Raw genomic sequence first — 17,163 nt, forward strand, 5'->3', positions numbered from 1 at the left:
AATAAATAAAAATTTAAAAAAAACATATATGAACCTTATCGGTCTAAAAATTAAAAATTTCCTTTTAGCAGGTCTTTCTTTTATGGCTATTTCGCTTGTTGCCTGTAATGGAGGTGACAATAATACTCCGGGGCAAATGGCCAATAACGCCAGTTCAGATGACAATACACTTCTTGGTGCGGGAAGCACATTCGTGTATCCTTTGTTTTCAAAGTTATTTTCAGAATACAATAAAGTAACGGGTTTAAGAGTAAATTACCAGTCTATCGGTTCTGGAGGTGGGATACTTCAACTAACCAACAAAACGGTAGATTTCGGAGATAGCGATGCACCCCTTAATGAAGAACAAACTCAGAAAATTGGAGCGCCGGTACTTCACATCCCCATGTGCTCGGGTGCTGTAGTTTTAAGTTATAACCTTTCCTCCGTTACAGACACCCTCAAACTTACTCCGGATATTATTGCCAACATCTTTCTTGGCAAAATAAAATCGTGGAACGATCCGCAAATTGCAGCAGCCAATAAAGGCGTTACGCTTCCAAACACAAAGATAGTCGTGGCCCACCGTTCAGATGGCAGTGGAACAACTAACATTTTCACTACTTATTTATCAAAAGTAAATGCTGAGTGGAACACAAAGCCTGGGGCAGGTTCCTCTATCAATTGGCCTGTAGGCTTGGGTGGCAAAGGTAACGAAGGTGTTGCAGGTCTTATAAAACAAACACCAGGTGCAATTGGTTATATTGAACTTGCTTATGCAGCTCAAAACAAAATGGCTTTTGCTAAAATACAAAACAAAGCTGGTAACTTTATTACACCGAGCGTTACCACTACAAGTGCTGCAGGAAATATACAATTACCTGCGGATGCAAAAGTATCGCTCACCAATACCGATGCTGCGGATGGTTATCCTATTAGTGGGTTTACCTGGGCTCTAATTTATAAAGAGCAGGGTTATAACAACCGTTCGCAAGACCGGAGTAACAAATTGGTAAAGCTATTGTGGTGGAATATTCATGAGGGCCAAAAATATTGCGAGGGACTTAATTATGCTCCTCTTTCACCCTCGGCCGTAGCGGTTGCCGAAAGCATATTGAAGTCAGCTACCTATAAAGGAAAACCAGCGATGTAATAGGCATAAAAAAAGCGAAATCAAATATAAATTACCCGCAGTTTTACTACTGTGGGTAATTCTTTACAATACACTTTAGTTTATGGACGTAGTTAAAAAGGTATTTTCTTATAGAAAGATCAGAACCGAAACAGCTTTTAAACGATTTCTAGTTTTTACAGCCATAGCCATGATGGTTATAGCTATCGCCATTTTTCTTACCCTTGTCATCCACTCTATACCTTCCTTTCAATCACTAGGTACACGTTATTTTTTTGGTACAACCTGGGACCCTGTTAGTAATGTTTACGGTGCATTACCATTTCTGTTAGGAACACTTATTACCTCTTTTTTAGCACTGTTAATTTCAATACCATTTTCTTATGCTATTGCCATTTACCTGGGTGAGTATCAAACAAAAGGATGGTTATCTGAACTATTAAAAAACATAGTTGAATTGGTTGCTGCTGTACCTTCTGTTATCTATGGTTTCTGGGCGTTAGTAGTTTTAGTGCCAATGGTAAGAAGCCTTGAAGTGAAAGTGGGGGCTGCCCCGTATGGTGTAGGTATATTAACAGCATCGCTCGTTTTGGCGATTATGATTATACCGTATGCAGCTTCCCTGGGAAGAGAGTTAATCAGGCTTGTTCCATCAGACTTGAAAGAAGGAGCTTACTCATTAGGAGCAACACGCTTTGAAGTGTTAAGACATGTAATATTGCCTCAAACAAAATCAGGATTATTTGCCGGTTTACTATTATCTCTGGGGCGGGCACTGGGCGAAACAATGGCCGTGACGATGGTAATTGGTAATACAAGCATTTTGCCTGACAGTATCTTTTCGCCTGCTAACACAATGGCAAGCGTAATAGCCAATGAGTTTACCGAGGCCGACCGTACACTTTATCTATCTGCGCTGATCGAGCTGGGATTAGTACTTTTTATTGTTACGGTTGTCATCAATATTATAGGAAAACTGATTATAAAACGTTTCTCAAATGAATAAAAGACTTCAGTTAAGATTAGCAACAAGTAAAGTTTTTGAATATTTTATTATGTTGCTTGCTTTTCTCATAACCATACCCCTTTTTGCAATTATATACTATGTTTTAAAAACCGGGCTTTCTAAACTTAGCTGGCATTTTATTACCAATATTCCAAAGCCTGTAGGGGAAATAGGAGGAGGTATAGCCAACGCATTGGCCGGAAGTTTATTAATAGTTTTAGTTGCAGCAGTTATTGCAGTTCCTATCGGCATATTGTGCGGAGTGTATTTAAGCGAAAACAGAAACAGTAAACTCGCATATTGGAGCAGGTTAGCTGTAGATGTTATGCAGGGAACTCCTTCTATAGTTATAGGAATCGTAATTTACTTTTGGATTGTAAAGCCATCGGGTAGTTTTTCTGCGATATCTGGCAGTATTGCCCTAGCCATTATGATGTTACCAATCGTTATCCGGTCAACGGAAGAAACCTTGAAACTTTTACCATCGTCTTTAAAAGAAGCAGGACTTGCTTTAGGCTTACCATATCATAAAGTAATTTTGCGCGTAATTATACCTTGTGGAATAAGTGGAATTTTATCGGGAGTAATGTTAGCTGTGGCACGTATTGCCGGCGAAACTGCTCCTTTACTTTTTACGGCATTTGGTAATCCTTATTTAACTACAAACGTGCTTAAGCCTATGCAAAGCCTGCCTTTGCTTATATTTAATTATGCGACAAGTCCATATGATGAATGGCATGACCTTGCGTGGGGGGCATCTTTAATTTTATTAATCTGGGTATTACTATTGAATATTACAACAAAGCTGATAACAAGAAAATGGAAAGTGCAATTTTAAGTAGCAAAAATTTCAATGCTTACTTTGGAAATAACCATGTGGTTAAGAACGTCAGCATGGATATTCCAAAAAACAACATAGTGGCGGTGATGGGCCCTTCGGGTTGTGGCAAAACAACCTACCTGCGATGTATTAACCGGATGCATGAATTAATACCTGGTGCCAAGGTAGAAGGAAAAATGCTTTTACACGATAAAGACATTTATAGCATAAATCCTATTTTGGTACGTTTAAAAATAGGAATGGTGTTTCAACGTCCTAATCCGTTTCCTAATTTAAGCATATATGACAATGTTATTGCCGGGTATAAGTTGAATGGGTTTAAAATTAAAAAATCTGAAAGGGATAGTATTGTTGAAAACTCCTTGATAAAGGCAGCTCTTTGGAATGAGGTAAAAGATACATTACATAAAAAAGGCACTTTTCTTTCAGGAGGCCAACAGCAACGTTTGTGCATAGCCCGCGCTATTGCTATGGAACCTGAAGTTTTGCTAATGGATGAGCCTACTTCTGCCCTCGATCCCATATCAACATCCAGTATTGAAGAGTTAATGCATGAGCTTAAAAAGAATTTTACGCTTGTTATCGTAACCCATAACATGCAGCAAGCTGCAAGAGTAAGTGATAAAACGGCATTTTTCTTTTTAGGGGAATTAGTGGAATATGATGATACAAGAGAAATGTTTATTAACCCTAAAGACAGCAGAACACAAAATTATATAACAGGCAGATTTAGTTAGTTCTATAGCAGAATCAAATTGATAATTTATGACACAATTTCAAACAGAAATAAAGCAATTAAGAGAAGAAGTTGTAAAAATGTATGAGCTTGTACATTCTCAACTTTTAAAAGGATTATCCTCTTTACTAAATTTTGATAAAGATTTGGCAAGAGAAGTGGTAATGATTGAAAAGCGTGTTAACGGCGCCGAACTACAAATAGAAAAGGATTGTGAAAATATTCTCGCTATCTATTCACCCGTTGCGGTTGATTTAAGATTTATATTGGCAGTGTTAAAAATAAATACAAACCTGGAAAGAATCGGTGACATAGCGGAAGGTATAGCTAAATTAATTATTGACACAGAAACACCATTTAAACAAGCTTTATTAGATCAAACGAAAGTAATTGAAATGTATGGTGAGGCTGTACTGGTAGTAGAAGAAATTCAAACCGCATTTGAGCAGGAAAACACAGCAACCGCTCGCGGTATATTTAAACGAGATGAATTTTTAGATGCAATTAACCGTAAAGCAAACGATCTTTTAAGTAGTTATTTAAGAGAACATCCGGAAGATTTGCACCAGGCGCTAAATATCTTATCGATCATCAGAAGACTGGAAAGAGTTGGAGACCAGGCAGAGAATATTTCAGAAGAAATAATATTTTACCTGGAAGCAAAAGTTATAAAACATGCCAAGAGAAAAGAGAAAGAGTAAATTAACAAAAAGCAACTGGACCAGAAGGTCGCCCTGACGCTCATTTTGTAACATGCTAATCGACTTTAAATTTACTTCATTGCGCACTTTTCAGTTTCTTTTAGGGATACTTCCTTTTTCAAGCATTTGAATAATAGGATAGGTAATTCAATTAGCTCATATTCCTCCTTTGAAGCATTTGTTAACTAGACTGCTATCACCTAATCCAATAGCCGGCGGAATGAATAAGGGGCTGGCAATAAAATTGATTATAAAAACCTGGTAAGGTTTATTTAAATAAATTGCCAAAAGCTACACCTATTAATTAATCTTTATATGGAATATATTCGATTTGGAAATACCGGGCTAAAGGTGTCGAGAATATGCCTGGGCTGTATGACGTATGGAACACCAACCGAACGCTGGCCCTGGGCATTAAACGAAGAACAAAGCAGACCTTTTATAAAAAAAGCATTGGAGCTAGGAATTAATTTTTTTGATACTGCCGATGTATACTCCACTGGTTTAAGCGAAGAGGTTACGGGACGGGGCCTAAGAGATTTCACAAGTCGCGAACAGGTTATTATTGCAACGAAAGTACATGGTCCAATGGGACCCGGTCCAAACGACAAGGGTTTATCGCGGAAACATATTATGGATTCTATTGATGCGAGCCTAAAGCGTCTAGGGACGGATTATGTGGATCTTTACCAGATACACCGCTGGGATTATGAAACACCAATTGAAGAAACACTGGAGGCATTGCATGACATAGTTAAAATGGGTAAAGCAAGATATATTGGTGCATCAAGTATGTATGCATGGCAATTTGCACAGGCACTTTATACTTCTGACTTAAACGGATGGACACGTTTTGTAAGTATGCAGCCACAGTACAATCTTGTCTACAGGGAGGAAGAGCGTGAAATGCTGCCACTTTGTAAAGATCAAAATATTGCAGTTATTCCATGGTCTCCATTAGCCAGGGGATTACTAACAGGCAAACGTACAAAAGGTGGCGGGGAAACAGAACGTGCACGAACAGATGCCTTTGGAAAATCGATTTACACACGTGATGATGACTTCAATATCTCAAACCTGGTAAACGAAATTGCACAAGAAAAAGGTGTACCAAATGCGCAAATAGCATTAGCATGGCTTTTCTCAAAGTCAGTTGTAACAGCACCTATAATTGGGGCAAGCAAACCCGGCCATCTTGAAGATGCAGTAGGTGCACTTTCAGTAAAGCTATCTGAAGATGATATTAAAAGACTCGAAGAGCCATATCGGCCTCATCCGGTTCTCGGCCATTCATAGAAGCGCTGATCATTTTATTTTGCGACAAAAAAAACAATTTGAAAGAAAAAGAATGATTTTTATTAGAAATCATCAAAAGATGCCGGGGCGCGGCTAGGAAAAAGTCATACGCCCCTAGTCACCCCTCTCCTGTTAACGTCTTCTTTTATTTTTATTCGATTTTGCGTGATTGGCCGGCAAAGCCGCCGCTAAGATGCTCCAATAACTACATGAAATGATCCCGCAACTGATTGTAGATCGGACCCCTTGTGGAGAGTTTGGCCGGTATTGAATGTCGCGGTGGCAGCAAAAAAACTGCTTCTTTTTTGTTCAATACCAATCACTCTTGTTTTTACTTAAAAGATATATAATAGTTTAACGCATTAGTAATGGCTTGCCAATCAGCTATTTTTATATCTTTTATAATTCACCTAAGTATATTTGATATTTTAAATTTTTTTGCATATTTTACAGTTAGCCTAGTATCCGAAAAACCACAGGGCTGTTAGAATAAAATGCCAATAACCTCCATTTATACTTTTTTAAATAAAAAGACGTGAAACGCATTTTAATGACTTTTATTTTTTAAATGAATGAATGAACGCACTCCAAAAGTACCTCCTGTCATCGTACCCCTTCCTCCAGGTATTCATCGCCCCCTATTGTCGGTAATGGTGCCAACTTTTAATAGTTTCTGTTACCTCAAAGAAGCTTTGTATAGTGTCGTTATGCAAGACCCAGGAACAGAAATGATGCAAATAGAAGTAATCGATGACTGTAGCACAGATGGGAATGTAGAAGCATTAGTACAGGAAATAGGAAAAGGCCGTATTTCGTATTTCAGGCAGGAGAAAAATGTTGGAAGCCTTAGAAATTTTGAGACGTGTATTAACAGAGCTAAAGGCCACCTGGTTCACATATTACATTCGGATGATAGAGTAAAAGAAGGCTTTTACGAAGAGGTAGCCAAGTTGTTTACAACATATCCTAAAATCGGAGCTGCTTTTACAGACTATTCTTTCCTAGATAAAGATAGTAATGAAATAACCGTAAAAAACCGGATAGATTCAGAAACGGGCATAATTGAAAACTTCTTATTTAAAATAGCTGAACGTCAATTAATACAACCTCCAGCCATAGTAGTTAAAAGAAGTGTTTATGAAGAACTGGGTAGTTTTTTTGCAGTACATTATGGTGAAGATTGGGAAATGTGGACACGGATAGCTTCACGATTTCCGTTGGCTTACTCATCAAAATGTGTTGCATGCTATAGGATTGCTCAAAAGATTGGAATTAGCCACCAATCTTTTCTTACTGGCCAAAATATTAAAGACATCATTAAGGTTATTAATATTATTCAAAACTATCTTCCTGCAGGGGTTCGTGCCGAACTTAAAAAAAAGGCTTTATTAAATAATTCAATTTATTCAATTAAGGTGGCGAATGAGTTGCTATCATGGAATAGAAAAGCTGCTGTTAATCAAGCAAAAGGCGCTTTTAAAATGTATTCTAACTTAAAAACGTTTTATTGGTTTTCCCGCTTTTATTTAATGTATCTGCTGCGATACAAGGAATTGGAAAGGTTTTATAAATCAGTGATAAAATGAGAAATCACGTTCATTAACCTTCAATACCTCATTTTTTGTTTTAACTGTCTTAATAGAATATGATTAAATAATGCATTACTATTATGAAACAACATTCTCAGTGGGATTGGGAGATCAAAGCAAACACAACCTGGGCAGGTGTAGGTTTTAAAGAGTTTTATTCATACAAAGACCTATTGTTTAGCCTGGTGCGAAAAGAATTTCTGTCCTCGTACCAGCAAACTTTGTTAGGTCCTTTTTGGGTGTTGTTACAACCTTTACTGTCGGTGATAACTTATGTATTGGTATTTAAAAAAGTAATGGGATTTTCTACCGAAGGGTTACCAACCTTTCTATATTATCTTACAGGCATTACTTTATGGAATTTATTTTCTGAGCTCTTTCTTGATACAGCATACACATTTCTTAATAATTCATCTATCTATAGCAAAGTATATTTTCCCCGTCTTATATCGCCTTTTTCTACGCTGTTATTAAATCTTATTCGTTTTGGAATTCAATTGCTTCTATTATTTGCAGTTTTAATCTACTTCTGGCAAGTCGGACAAGTTCAACTAAATCCAGTACGGTTACTAATTATTATACCGGTTATTATTACAATTTCCGGAATAGCATTAGGTGGCGGCCTTATTTTTTCTATCTTGTCAACTAAATATAAAGACCTGTTAGGGTTGTTGCAGCTAAGCTTACGATTGTTAATGTTTGTCTGCCCGATTTTTTACTCCCTTGCAATTGTTCCAAAAAGTATTCAATGGCTTATCAATGTTAATCCCCTCTCATCTCTGTTTGAATTATTTCGTTATGCCTTTTTAGGGAAAGGCAATATTTCATGGATTTATTTTAGTTATAGTATAGTTTTCATGTTTATGATATTATTATCGGGAATATTATTATTTAATAAAACGAGTGACAGGTTAGTAGATGTAATGTAATCAAAATCAGATATGTCAGATATTGTAATAGAGGCAAGAAATATTTCAAAGTTGTACAGGCTAGGCACTATTGGTTCAGGGTCTTTAAGAAAAGATTTACAGAAATGGGTTCAAAAAAGCATCTTGAAAAAAGAAGACCCTTATTTTAAAACAATAAATGAAAGCGATAAAGTTGTAAATAAAGAATATTTATGGGCCTTAAAAAATGTAGATTTTGAGATTAAAGAAGGAGAGGCATGTGGAATTATAGGACGCAACGGGGCTGGCAAATCAACGTTTTTGAAAATTCTGTCAAGAATAGTAAAACCTACGACCGGTACAGTTAAAGGCAAAGGAAAAGTCAGCAGCCTTTTGGAGGTAGGCACAGGATTTCACCAGGAATTAACAGGAAGGGAAAATATATTTATCAGTGGACACATGTTGGGGATGACAAGAAGTGAAATCAGGGCAAGATTTGACGAAATTGTTCAATTTTCGGGAGTGGAAAATTTTTTAGATACGCCTGTCAAACGATACTCTTCAGGAATGTATGTAAGACTTGCGTTTGCGGTGGCTGCCCACCTTGAACCTGATATATTAATAGTAGATGAAGTCCTGGCAGTTGGGGATGCTGAATTTCAGAAAAAATGCCTGGGTAAAATGAAGGATGCTTCATCTAAAAAAGGTCGTACTATTATATTTGTCAGTCATAATTTGCAAGCTATCAGCAACCTTTGCTCTAACGCTATATGGCTCGATAAAGGCCAGGTTATTTCAAAGGGAGAAGCAAAAACAGTTGTTAATCATTATTTAGGTGCAGCACAGAAGAAATCCTGGAAACAAGAATTTTCAATTAAAGAAGCTCCTGGAAATCATCTTATAAAAGTTCTTCTTTTTGAACTTGTTCCTCAACTTTCCTCTCCTCTTTCGCCGGTTGACATTCGTACACCGTTAGTAGTGAAATTTCGTTTTTATAATAATACCGATGATATCATTCTTGCCGTTGGCTTGCATCTTTTTACGCTGGCTGATGAGTGCATTTTTGATGTTTCCCATACTCCCGGCACTTTTAAACAAGGAATAATTGAAGGAGAATGTCATATACCGGGAAATTTTTTAAACGATGGTTCGTATTATTTTTCGCTCATTTTCGTAAAAGACTCTTCTGAAGTATTGTATTATTATGAAGAAAGTTTATATTTTGAGGTAGAGGATTATCGGGAGAACATCAATTGGTATGGGAAGTGGATGGGTTATGTACGTCCCCAATTTCCAATTACACTTTCTCAAGTAGATTCTCATTTGAACAGAAAATTTTTGACTTAAAATTGATAAGTTGATTAATGGCGGCTCACTCACCATATACTCTGAATAATGTATTTCTTAATGAAAAGATCACAAATATTTCAGCTTTATCTATCAATGAAACTGGGTATTATCTGGTGTTTTGGTGGCATTCTATACCACTAGGGGACTTATACATTTGCCGCGAAGAAGAAATAGACAATGAGGAGTTTAAAAACATGGTTATTAAAGCCGTCACTCCATCGATTAATTATTATGCTGAAAAGGCGGCTTTCACAAGTAGTTATAAAGAGGCATACCTCTCTGATAATTTTCCCCTTTTCTCTAAAATATTGGACAAAATATTCGCTGCGTTTATCGCAGAGCAACTACCTGGAGAAGTCGAAATATCTGTTGTTATTTGTACCCGTAACCGAAGTAAACGTTTACAGTTGTGCTTAGAAAGCTTACAGAAGCAAATATGTACGCCAAAAGAAATCATAGTGGTTGATAATGCCCCTACAGATAATAATACAAGGTTGGTGGTGGAAAATTTTCCCAATGCCACCTACTTGCTTGAAGCGAGACCGGGATTGGATATCGCACGAAATGCCGGTGCAAAAAAAGCTTCTTATCCCATAGTTGCATACACCGATGATGATGTATTCCTGCACCCAATGTGGACTTATCGTGTCTGGGAGTCTTTTATTTCTGAAGATACAGATGCGATAACTGGTTTAGTAATAGCATCTTCCCTTGATACTGAAAGCCAGCAGATTTTTGAAAAGCATTGGAGCTTTAATAAGGGATATGTAGATAAAGTATTTGATCAAGATTTTTTAAAATCAAAGTCCCCAAAAGTATGGGATATTGGAGCCGGAGCAAATATGGCATTTCGTAAGGAAGTGCTTAACAAAATAAATTATTTTGATGAGAGGCTTGATGTGGGTGCAGCAGGCTGTAGCGGAGATTCAGAAATATGGTACAGAATTCTACTTGCAGGCTTTAAAATTAAGTACAATCCAAGGGCAGTAGTATATCACGAACATCGTCGCGAGATAAGCGCTTTACACAAGCAGATATTTAATTATATGCGTGGTCACGCTGCTTCGGTTTTAATCCAGCATTCTCAAAATAAAAAAGCGGGCTACCGGCGCTACTTGTTTTATGAAATTCCTAAGTATTATTTGCTGCTATTTAGGATTGGGTTTCCATCTTATTCTTTTCGTTATAGAACTTTAATCAGCGAGGTAAAAGGCTTGGTGTCGGGAGTTAGATTTTTTTATAGAAACAGAAAAAATCCGCTCTCATAATCCTAAAAAAAACTGCATCTATTTTAAATGAACACTGCTGTCAATATAAATATGCCTCTTGTGTCAGTTATAATACCTTGTTATAATCATGGTAATTATTTGGACACCGCTATTAAAAGTGTTCTTGATCAAACTTATAAATCTCATGAAATAATTATAGTTGATGATGGATCTGTCGACAATACCCGTGAGGTTGCTGAAAAATATGAACGAGTTATTTATGTTCAGCAGGCAAACAAAGGACTTTCTGCGGCAAGAAATACAGGTATCCATCATAGTAACGGCAAGTACCTCGTTTTTTTAGATGCAGATGATTGGTTATTTATTAAGGGATTGGAAGTGAATGTTGAACAGCTTCAACGAAATCCTGCAATAGCTTTCGTTTCAGGATCGCATCAAAAAGTAGCAGACAACGGCATCGTTTTAGAAGAGGAGAAAATTGCAGTTGATTCGAATCATTATGAAAGACTATTGCAGGGCAATTATATAGGAATGCATGCAACCGTGATGTACCAGCGATGGATATTTGAAAATTTTAGTTTTGACGAAACCTTAAAAGCCTGTGAGGATTATGATTTGTATTTAAAGATTTCGAGAAAGTTTCCTGTTATTCATCACCAGGAAAATGTTGCAGCTTATTTGATCCATAATTCAAATATGTCTGGCGATATCCCCTTAATGCTAACAACAGTTTTAGCAGTTTTATACAGGCAAAAAAAATTGTTGAGAAATGAGATTGAAAAGAAAAGCTTAAAAAAAGGACTGAATGTTTGGAAACAATACTATTGTGAAAAAGTATATGATAAGCTGAAAAACGGGTTTTCTTCTGATAGATCAACAAACTTCCTCGAACTTAACATGCTTTTTAAGTACCGACAAACCTTTTTCTTTAAATTGGTTATAGCCAAATCACCTATGATTATTAAAAAATTGAAAGGCATTTTATCACGTGCTTATAATACATCTGCCCCTGTTGCAGGAAAAGTAAATCTTGGTGACTTTGATCGAACAACCCCATTCAGCACTCAATTTGGTTATGACAGGGGTGGGCCGGTAGATCGGTACTATATCGAAAACTTTCTTGAGAAAAAGAAACTGCTGATTAAAGGAAGAGTTTTGGAAATTGGTGATAATGAGTATACACTTCGATATGGAGGTTCACGGATAACTAAAAGTGATATACTGCACATAGATGAAAATAATGCAAAAGCAACTTTTGTGGGAGATTTAAGCAATGCCCCCCAGGTACCCGCCGACTCTTTTGATTGTATAGTTCTTACTCAAACTTTGCATCTTATTTATAACTATGCTGATGCAGTTAAAACTTGTTATCGTATTTTAAAACCAGGTGGCGCTTTATTGCTTACTGTGCCTGGCATTAGTCACATAGCGCAGGATGAATGGGGCAAATACTGGATGTGGTCCTTTACTGATGCATCAATAAGACAAATTTTATCAGAAGTTTTTCCTTTGGATAACATTGAAGTTGAAACCTTTGGAAATGTATTGGTCGCCTCGGCTTTTTTATATGGCATGGGATTGCCTGAGATCAGTAAACAAAAAATGGATGAAAGGGATCCGCATTACCAGGTAATTATTAGTGTAGTCGCTGTAAAGCCCGCTGAATATGTTGTTTAATATAATGCAAAAACTAAGAAAACGGAAAGGTGCTAAAGTTATTGTGCTTATGTACCACCGTATTGCGCAAGTAAATACTGATCCGTGGCAATTAGCAGTAACCCCTGAAAATTTTGAACAACAGCTTATTGTATTAAAAGAAAACTTTACTGTTATTTCTGTGCACGAATTGATGAACCAGCTCGCAACTAAAGATATAAAGAGTGATGCAGTATGTTTAACCTTCGACGATGCCTACTCAGATAACTTTGTTTATGCAAAACCTTTACTTAAAAAGTCTGCATGTCCGGCGACCTTTTTCATTCCTACTTATTACATCAACCAGAAAAAACAGTTTTGGTGGGATGAGTTAGAAGATATAGTATTAAATTCAATAGAATTACCTGAAACACTTTCACTGCCTGTTAATGAAAATACATATACTTTCAAATTTGAAGCAGACGACAATATTTTAAACTGCCAAAAGCAGGAAATGCAAAAGAAGTGGACGGGTCAGGATAGCCCGCCAACGGAAAGGTGCAAGTTATATATTGAACTGTGGCAACTTTTAAAACCCCTGCCCTTCGATAGGATAATTAGGATAATGGATGAAATTAAAAATTGGTCTAGATATGCTGAAAGTAATGACGAACTGAAATTTCCAATGAACCTTCAGCAACTGCAAGAAATTAACGCTCAAACGTTATTTGAAATAGGTATTCATACTGAAACACATCCAGCCCTTGCCTATCACTCTTCTGAGGTTCAGCAAGATGAAATAGTAAAAAGCAAGGAATACCTGCAAAAAAACTGCAAAAAAGCGCTTGACATTCTTGCTTACCCATATGGAAATTATAATAATTCTACCATTTCTGTTTTAAAGAAACAAAAAATAAAAGCGGCTTTTACAACTGAAAGCAAGGCCGTTACTGGAGATTCGGATATTTTTCAATTAGGCAGATTTGCAGTTCAAAATTGGAATCGGGAAGAATTCGAGAAAAAAATTTACATGTGGTTAAAGGGCATTTAAATGTTTTAAAATGAATGACGGACTAAACCCGACAGTATCAGTAATAACGTCGTTTTTAAATGAAGAGCGATTTCTTGAAGAGGCCATGAATAGTGTCCTTAACCAACGCTATACCAAGTGGGAATTGATATTGGTAGATGATGGATCAAGTGACAACAGTACAACTCTTGCAAAAAATTATGCGGCCAGTTACCCACGAAGGATATTTTACCTCGATCATGAAAATCATGGCAATAAAGGCCTCAGTGCCAGCAGGAATTACGGTGTCTCAAAAGCAAAGGGAAGCCTTATAGGAATTTTAGATGCGGATGATGTATGGCTGCCTGATAAGTTACAATTACAGGTTGATTTAATGAATGCTTATCCTGAGATTGCTATGCTTTGTGAAGCATCCCAATATTGGTATAGTTGGGCCGACAAGTCGGATGAAGATATAATCATAGAAGTTGGAAAAGAACAGGATAAAGTTTTTTATCCGCCATCATTATTAAAGATTTTATACCCTTTATCGGAAAATCCGGCACCTTGTCCTTCAGGAATTATGATTCGAACAGATAAGTTTAGGCAATACGGGGGATTTGAAGAGCATTTCCGCGGGAAGTATCAGTTGTATGAAGATCAGGCATTTCTTCATAAAATGTATTTGAACGAGCCGGTTTATCTCTCGTCTCTTTGCAATAACCGGTACAGGCAAAGAGAAGGTTCGCTAGTGCAGAAAATAAAACACGAGGGAAATTATGAAGTTGTAAGAAAATACTTTCTTGAATGGCTGGAGGATTATTTAAATAAAAATAACCTGCAGTCGACTGAACTATTACAATTATTAAACAAGGCCCTTAAGCCGTACCGCCATCCTTATAAATACAAGTTGCAAAAAATATTTTCCCAAATCCACCAGGTCTCAAAAAGATTATAACTACAGTGAATAATCCATTGATTACTGTTTTAATGCCTGTTTTTAATGCCGAAAAATATCTCAGCGAATCTATTGATAGCATTTTAAATCAAAGCTTAAATGAATTTGAATTCATTATTATTGATGATGCATCTACAGATTTGAGCGTTCAAATAATTAATTCTTATACCGATAGGCGAATTCGTTTTATTCAAAATCAAACTAATCTTGGTATTTCTGCTTCGCTAAATAAGGGTATAGAAATGGCATCGGCAGAACTTATTGCCCGCATGGATGCTGATGATATCAGTCACATTGAGCGGTTACAAAAACAGTATGATTTTTTTATAGCTAATCCTGACTATGCTTTGCTTTCTTCGCGCGTACAGGTAATATTACCAGATAAGACGCCCGTAAGAGTTGATCACTTTAAAAACAGGTACTATTATTACAATCTCAATTTTATATGCTGGATATATCACTCATCAGTAATGTACAAACGAAGCGCTGTGATCGATGTCGGAAAATACAGCCAGTTTTATTCGGAAGATTTTGATCTGTGGTGGAAGATTTCCAGAAAATACAAGATACATCATATGCAGGAAGTCTTGTTGGATTATCGCATTACTGCAGAAAGCCTATCGCATGTAACTAAAAAGGAAGAATATGAAATAGCACAACATAAACAGGTATTGCGAAACATACATTACTACACGGGAAAAGATTACCAATTGACATATAGTGAAATAGAATGCTACAGGCACAATTTTGAACCACTTTTGCAAAAAAATACTACTACGGCAGTCTTACAATGCATCAAGAAATTAAAATACATATCAAAACGCATTCTTTATAAAGAAAATATAAACCTTGACAAGAAAGGTGTTGAAGAAGCCTTTGAATACAAAAAAGAATTTATTATATCTTTTTATGCAGAAAACCTCAAAGGAATAAGACGTTTTCTTTTTTACATTCAAACAGGCTATTTTCTTACATTCTTTATTCGTATTCGAGACGCCATCCTCCGCAGGCTTTTTAAAATCAATCTATCTGACGATGAAATTGAATCTGCGTAAAATCAATTTGATTTGGTAATAATGTTGTCCTTCGGATAATGCATTACTCCAATTGCTACCTTTGCCACTCACTAAAAAGTTATATGAAAAAATTAATTTTAAAATCGAGCCTTATTATTGCCTCTTTTGCTATAACGCAATTTGCATTTTCTCAGTCAGGAAATTTATCTGCTGTAAAAAACACAGGCGCTTCAACAGCTCCAAGACTTCATCTTCCTGCCGGATTTACTTCAACCGTTGTTGCTGAAAATATTGATGCTGCGAGACACATGGCAGTAAACAAACAAGGTAATCTTTATGTAAAACTGTCGAGATTAAAAGACGGGAAAGGAATTATCTATCTAAAAGATACAAACGGAGACGGAAAGTTTGATGAACAAATGGCTTTCGGCGATTATCCTGGTACCGGAATTTGTATTAAAAACGATTATTTATATGCCTCGTCTAACGATGATGTATATCGCTATAAATTAGATAACAATGGAGAGGTTATCAATCCTAATAAACCGGAAAAGATCATTGAGGGCCTGGTAAACAGGGACAGGGACAACTCAAAAGCCATAGCGGTAGATAACAGCGGCAACATTTATGTAAATGTTGGTTCCTATATAAATGCCTGTCTTGTTGATCCTAATGCAGAAAAAGCGCCTTATCCCTGCCCTTTGCTGGATTCTGTTGGTGGCATCTGGCGGTTTAAAACCAATAAGCTAAACCAGCAATATAAAGATGCTATACATTACGCGACCGGTTTTAAAAACGTAGTTGGTATTGACTGGAATACCAAAACGAATTCGTTGTTTATAATGCAACATGGCAGAGACCTTTACCCCAAGTATCTTACAGCAGAACAAAGCAGCATGTTACCAGCAGAAACAATGTACGAGGTACATAAGGGTTCTAACGGTGGCTGGCCTTATGTTTATTACGACCACTTTCAACATAAAAAAATGCTTTCTCCCGAATATGGTGGAGATGGAAAAAAGACTGGCGGAAAAAATGCACTTGATCCACTTGTTGCATTTCCTGCTCACCTTGCGCCAAACGATTTGATATTTTATACGGGTAATAAGTTTCCTGAAAAGTATAAAAACGGCGCCTTCATTGCTTTTCATGGCAACTCAGCAGAACTTCATAAAGGTTATGTGGTGGCATTTGTTCCTTTTAAAAATGGGAAACCGTCGGGTAAGTGGCAAATTTTTGCAGATAATTTTACAACTGAAAAAGAACAACATAAACCGTGTGGTTTAGCACAGGGGCCAGACGGTTCGTTGTATGTGTCAGATGATGCGAAAGGAACAATTTATCGTCTTCAATACAAAAAATAAATGCTGATGTTTTTAATTTTTGATTTACAATAATCAACATCAAGTTTACATGAAATCTTGCTGCGATACGTGATCAAAAATTAACTGGTTATTACCTGTTAAAAAAATTCTTACGTGCAATAAAAAAAAATGGCCGCTGTAGAAACAGCGGCCTTCTAACGATTGCTTGCCATATGAAAAAAAGGTGTAAAATTAGTTTTTACTCGAAATGTACTGTAAGTAAGTATTTCAATATAATTGTAAATACCGACTTTTCCTTTTACAGGATGCAAAAATACTGCCGCAACTTTTAATTGTATAACAACTTATTGTTATCATTCTTCAGAATCGCTTCAAAAAATCTGCTTCAATCCCCCATTCTTGTCAAAATGAAGTTGCAACTATTGTTAAAACTATCTGCTCTTACAATTGGTTTCTATAAATAAAATGATTTAA

Annotated in this window: 15 protein-coding genes; all 15 read left to right on the forward strand. The window is 36.5% G+C overall.

The window, feature by feature from the left end:
- Positions 1-28: 28 nt before the first annotated feature.
- A complete protein-coding gene (gene pstS / locus B154_RS0101345; protein ID WP_018611228.1) occupies positions 29-1,132 on the forward strand; it encodes a phosphate ABC transporter substrate-binding protein PstS in 1,104 nt (367 codons plus the stop codon).
- An 82-nt stretch (positions 1,133-1,214) separates the two neighbouring features.
- Positions 1,215-2,117 (forward strand): phosphate ABC transporter permease subunit PstC, encoded by a 903-nt coding sequence (gene pstC, locus B154_RS0101350; protein ID WP_018611230.1) that lies wholly within the window; start codon positions 1,215-1,217, stop codon positions 2,115-2,117.
- The gene (pstA, locus tag B154_RS0101355; protein ID WP_018611232.1) at positions 2,110-2,955 is read left to right on the forward strand and encodes a phosphate ABC transporter permease PstA; all 846 of its coding nucleotides are present in this window, start codon (positions 2,110-2,112) and stop codon (positions 2,953-2,955) included. The genes pstC and pstA overlap by 8 nt, the downstream gene beginning before the upstream one ends.
- Positions 2,937-3,695 carry a phosphate ABC transporter ATP-binding protein PstB gene (gene pstB, locus B154_RS0101360; protein WP_018611233.1) on the forward strand — a complete coding sequence of 253 codons (759 nt, stop codon included), beginning with the start codon at positions 2,937-2,939 and terminating at the stop codon, positions 3,693-3,695. Before pstA ends, pstB begins: the two co-directional genes overlap by 19 nt.
- A gap of 28 nt (positions 3,696-3,723) precedes the next feature.
- Positions 3,724-4,395: a phosphate signaling complex protein PhoU gene (phoU, locus tag B154_RS0101365; protein WP_018611234.1), complete on the forward strand. Its 672-nt coding sequence runs from the start codon at positions 3,724-3,726 to the stop codon at positions 4,393-4,395.
- Positions 4,396-4,710: 315 nt separating this feature from the next.
- Positions 4,711-5,691 (forward strand): aldo/keto reductase, encoded by a 981-nt coding sequence (locus tag B154_RS0101370; RefSeq protein ID WP_018611235.1) that lies wholly within the window; start codon positions 4,711-4,713, stop codon positions 5,689-5,691.
- A 572-nt stretch (positions 5,692-6,263) separates the two neighbouring features.
- The gene (locus B154_RS0101375; RefSeq protein WP_018611236.1) at positions 6,264-7,277 is read left to right on the forward strand and encodes a glycosyltransferase family 2 protein; all 1,014 of its coding nucleotides are present in this window, start codon (positions 6,264-6,266) and stop codon (positions 7,275-7,277) included.
- 83 nt (positions 7,278-7,360) lie between these two features.
- The gene (locus B154_RS0101380) at positions 7,361-8,209 is read left to right on the forward strand and encodes an ABC transporter permease (protein WP_018611237.1); all 849 of its coding nucleotides are present in this window, start codon (positions 7,361-7,363) and stop codon (positions 8,207-8,209) included.
- 12 nt (positions 8,210-8,221) lie between these two features.
- Positions 8,222-9,514, forward strand: coding sequence for an ABC transporter ATP-binding protein (locus tag B154_RS0101385; protein WP_018611239.1), 1,293 nt, complete (start codon positions 8,222-8,224; stop codon positions 9,512-9,514).
- Between the two features lie 17 nt (positions 9,515-9,531).
- The gene (locus B154_RS0101390) at positions 9,532-10,785 is read left to right on the forward strand and encodes a glycosyltransferase family 2 protein (protein ID WP_018611241.1); all 1,254 of its coding nucleotides are present in this window, start codon (positions 9,532-9,534) and stop codon (positions 10,783-10,785) included.
- A 27-nt stretch (positions 10,786-10,812) separates the two neighbouring features.
- Complete coding sequence (locus B154_RS0101395) at positions 10,813-12,423, forward strand: glycosyltransferase (RefSeq protein ID WP_018611243.1); 1,611 nt, start codon at positions 10,813-10,815, stop codon at positions 12,421-12,423.
- Positions 12,424-12,427: 4 nt separating this feature from the next.
- Positions 12,428-13,432, forward strand: coding sequence for a polysaccharide deacetylase family protein (locus tag B154_RS0101400; protein ID WP_169337633.1), 1,005 nt, complete (start codon positions 12,428-12,430; stop codon positions 13,430-13,432).
- Positions 13,433-13,442: 10 nt separating this feature from the next.
- The gene (locus tag B154_RS0101405) at positions 13,443-14,348 is read left to right on the forward strand and encodes a glycosyltransferase family 2 protein (protein WP_018611246.1); all 906 of its coding nucleotides are present in this window, start codon (positions 13,443-13,445) and stop codon (positions 14,346-14,348) included.
- 5 nt (positions 14,349-14,353) lie between these two features.
- Positions 14,354-15,403: a glycosyltransferase family 2 protein gene (locus tag B154_RS30440; RefSeq protein ID WP_018611248.1), complete on the forward strand. Its 1,050-nt coding sequence runs from the start codon at positions 14,354-14,356 to the stop codon at positions 15,401-15,403.
- Between the two features lie 83 nt (positions 15,404-15,486).
- The gene (locus B154_RS0101415) at positions 15,487-16,728 is read left to right on the forward strand and encodes a PQQ-dependent sugar dehydrogenase (protein ID WP_018611250.1); all 1,242 of its coding nucleotides are present in this window, start codon (positions 15,487-15,489) and stop codon (positions 16,726-16,728) included.
- Positions 16,729-17,163 lie beyond the last annotated feature (435 nt).

The organism is Segetibacter koreensis DSM 18137, assembly GCF_000374045.1.
In the GTDB taxonomy this organism is placed as follows: Bacteria; Bacteroidota; Bacteroidia; order Chitinophagales; family Chitinophagaceae; genus Segetibacter; species Segetibacter koreensis.

Coding starts and splice junctions, on each gene's coding strand:
- pstS (WP_018611228.1), top strand. CDS start 29: ATGAACCTTATCGGTCTAAAAATTAAAAATTTCCTTTTAGCAGGTCTT.
- pstC (WP_018611230.1), top strand. CDS start 1,215: ATGGACGTAGTTAAAAAGGTATTTTCTTATAGAAAGATCAGAACCGAA.
- pstA (WP_018611232.1), top strand. CDS start 2,110: ATGAATAAAAGACTTCAGTTAAGATTAGCAACAAGTAAAGTTTTTGAA.
- pstB (WP_018611233.1), top strand. CDS start 2,937: ATGGAAAGTGCAATTTTAAGTAGCAAAAATTTCAATGCTTACTTTGGA.
- phoU (WP_018611234.1), top strand. CDS start 3,724: ATGACACAATTTCAAACAGAAATAAAGCAATTAAGAGAAGAAGTTGTA.
- B154_RS0101370 (WP_018611235.1), top strand. CDS start 4,711: ATGGAATATATTCGATTTGGAAATACCGGGCTAAAGGTGTCGAGAATA.
- B154_RS0101375 (WP_018611236.1), top strand. CDS start 6,264: ATGAATGAACGCACTCCAAAAGTACCTCCTGTCATCGTACCCCTTCCT.
- B154_RS0101380 (WP_018611237.1), top strand. CDS start 7,361: ATGAAACAACATTCTCAGTGGGATTGGGAGATCAAAGCAAACACAACC.
- B154_RS0101385 (WP_018611239.1), top strand. CDS start 8,222: ATGTCAGATATTGTAATAGAGGCAAGAAATATTTCAAAGTTGTACAGG.
- B154_RS0101390 (WP_018611241.1), top strand. CDS start 9,532: ATGGCGGCTCACTCACCATATACTCTGAATAATGTATTTCTTAATGAA.
- B154_RS0101395 (WP_018611243.1), top strand. CDS start 10,813: ATGAACACTGCTGTCAATATAAATATGCCTCTTGTGTCAGTTATAATA.
- B154_RS0101400 (WP_169337633.1), top strand. CDS start 12,428: ATGCAAAAACTAAGAAAACGGAAAGGTGCTAAAGTTATTGTGCTTATG.
- B154_RS0101405 (WP_018611246.1), top strand. CDS start 13,443: ATGAATGACGGACTAAACCCGACAGTATCAGTAATAACGTCGTTTTTA.
- B154_RS0101415 (WP_018611250.1), top strand. CDS start 15,487: ATGAAAAAATTAATTTTAAAATCGAGCCTTATTATTGCCTCTTTTGCT.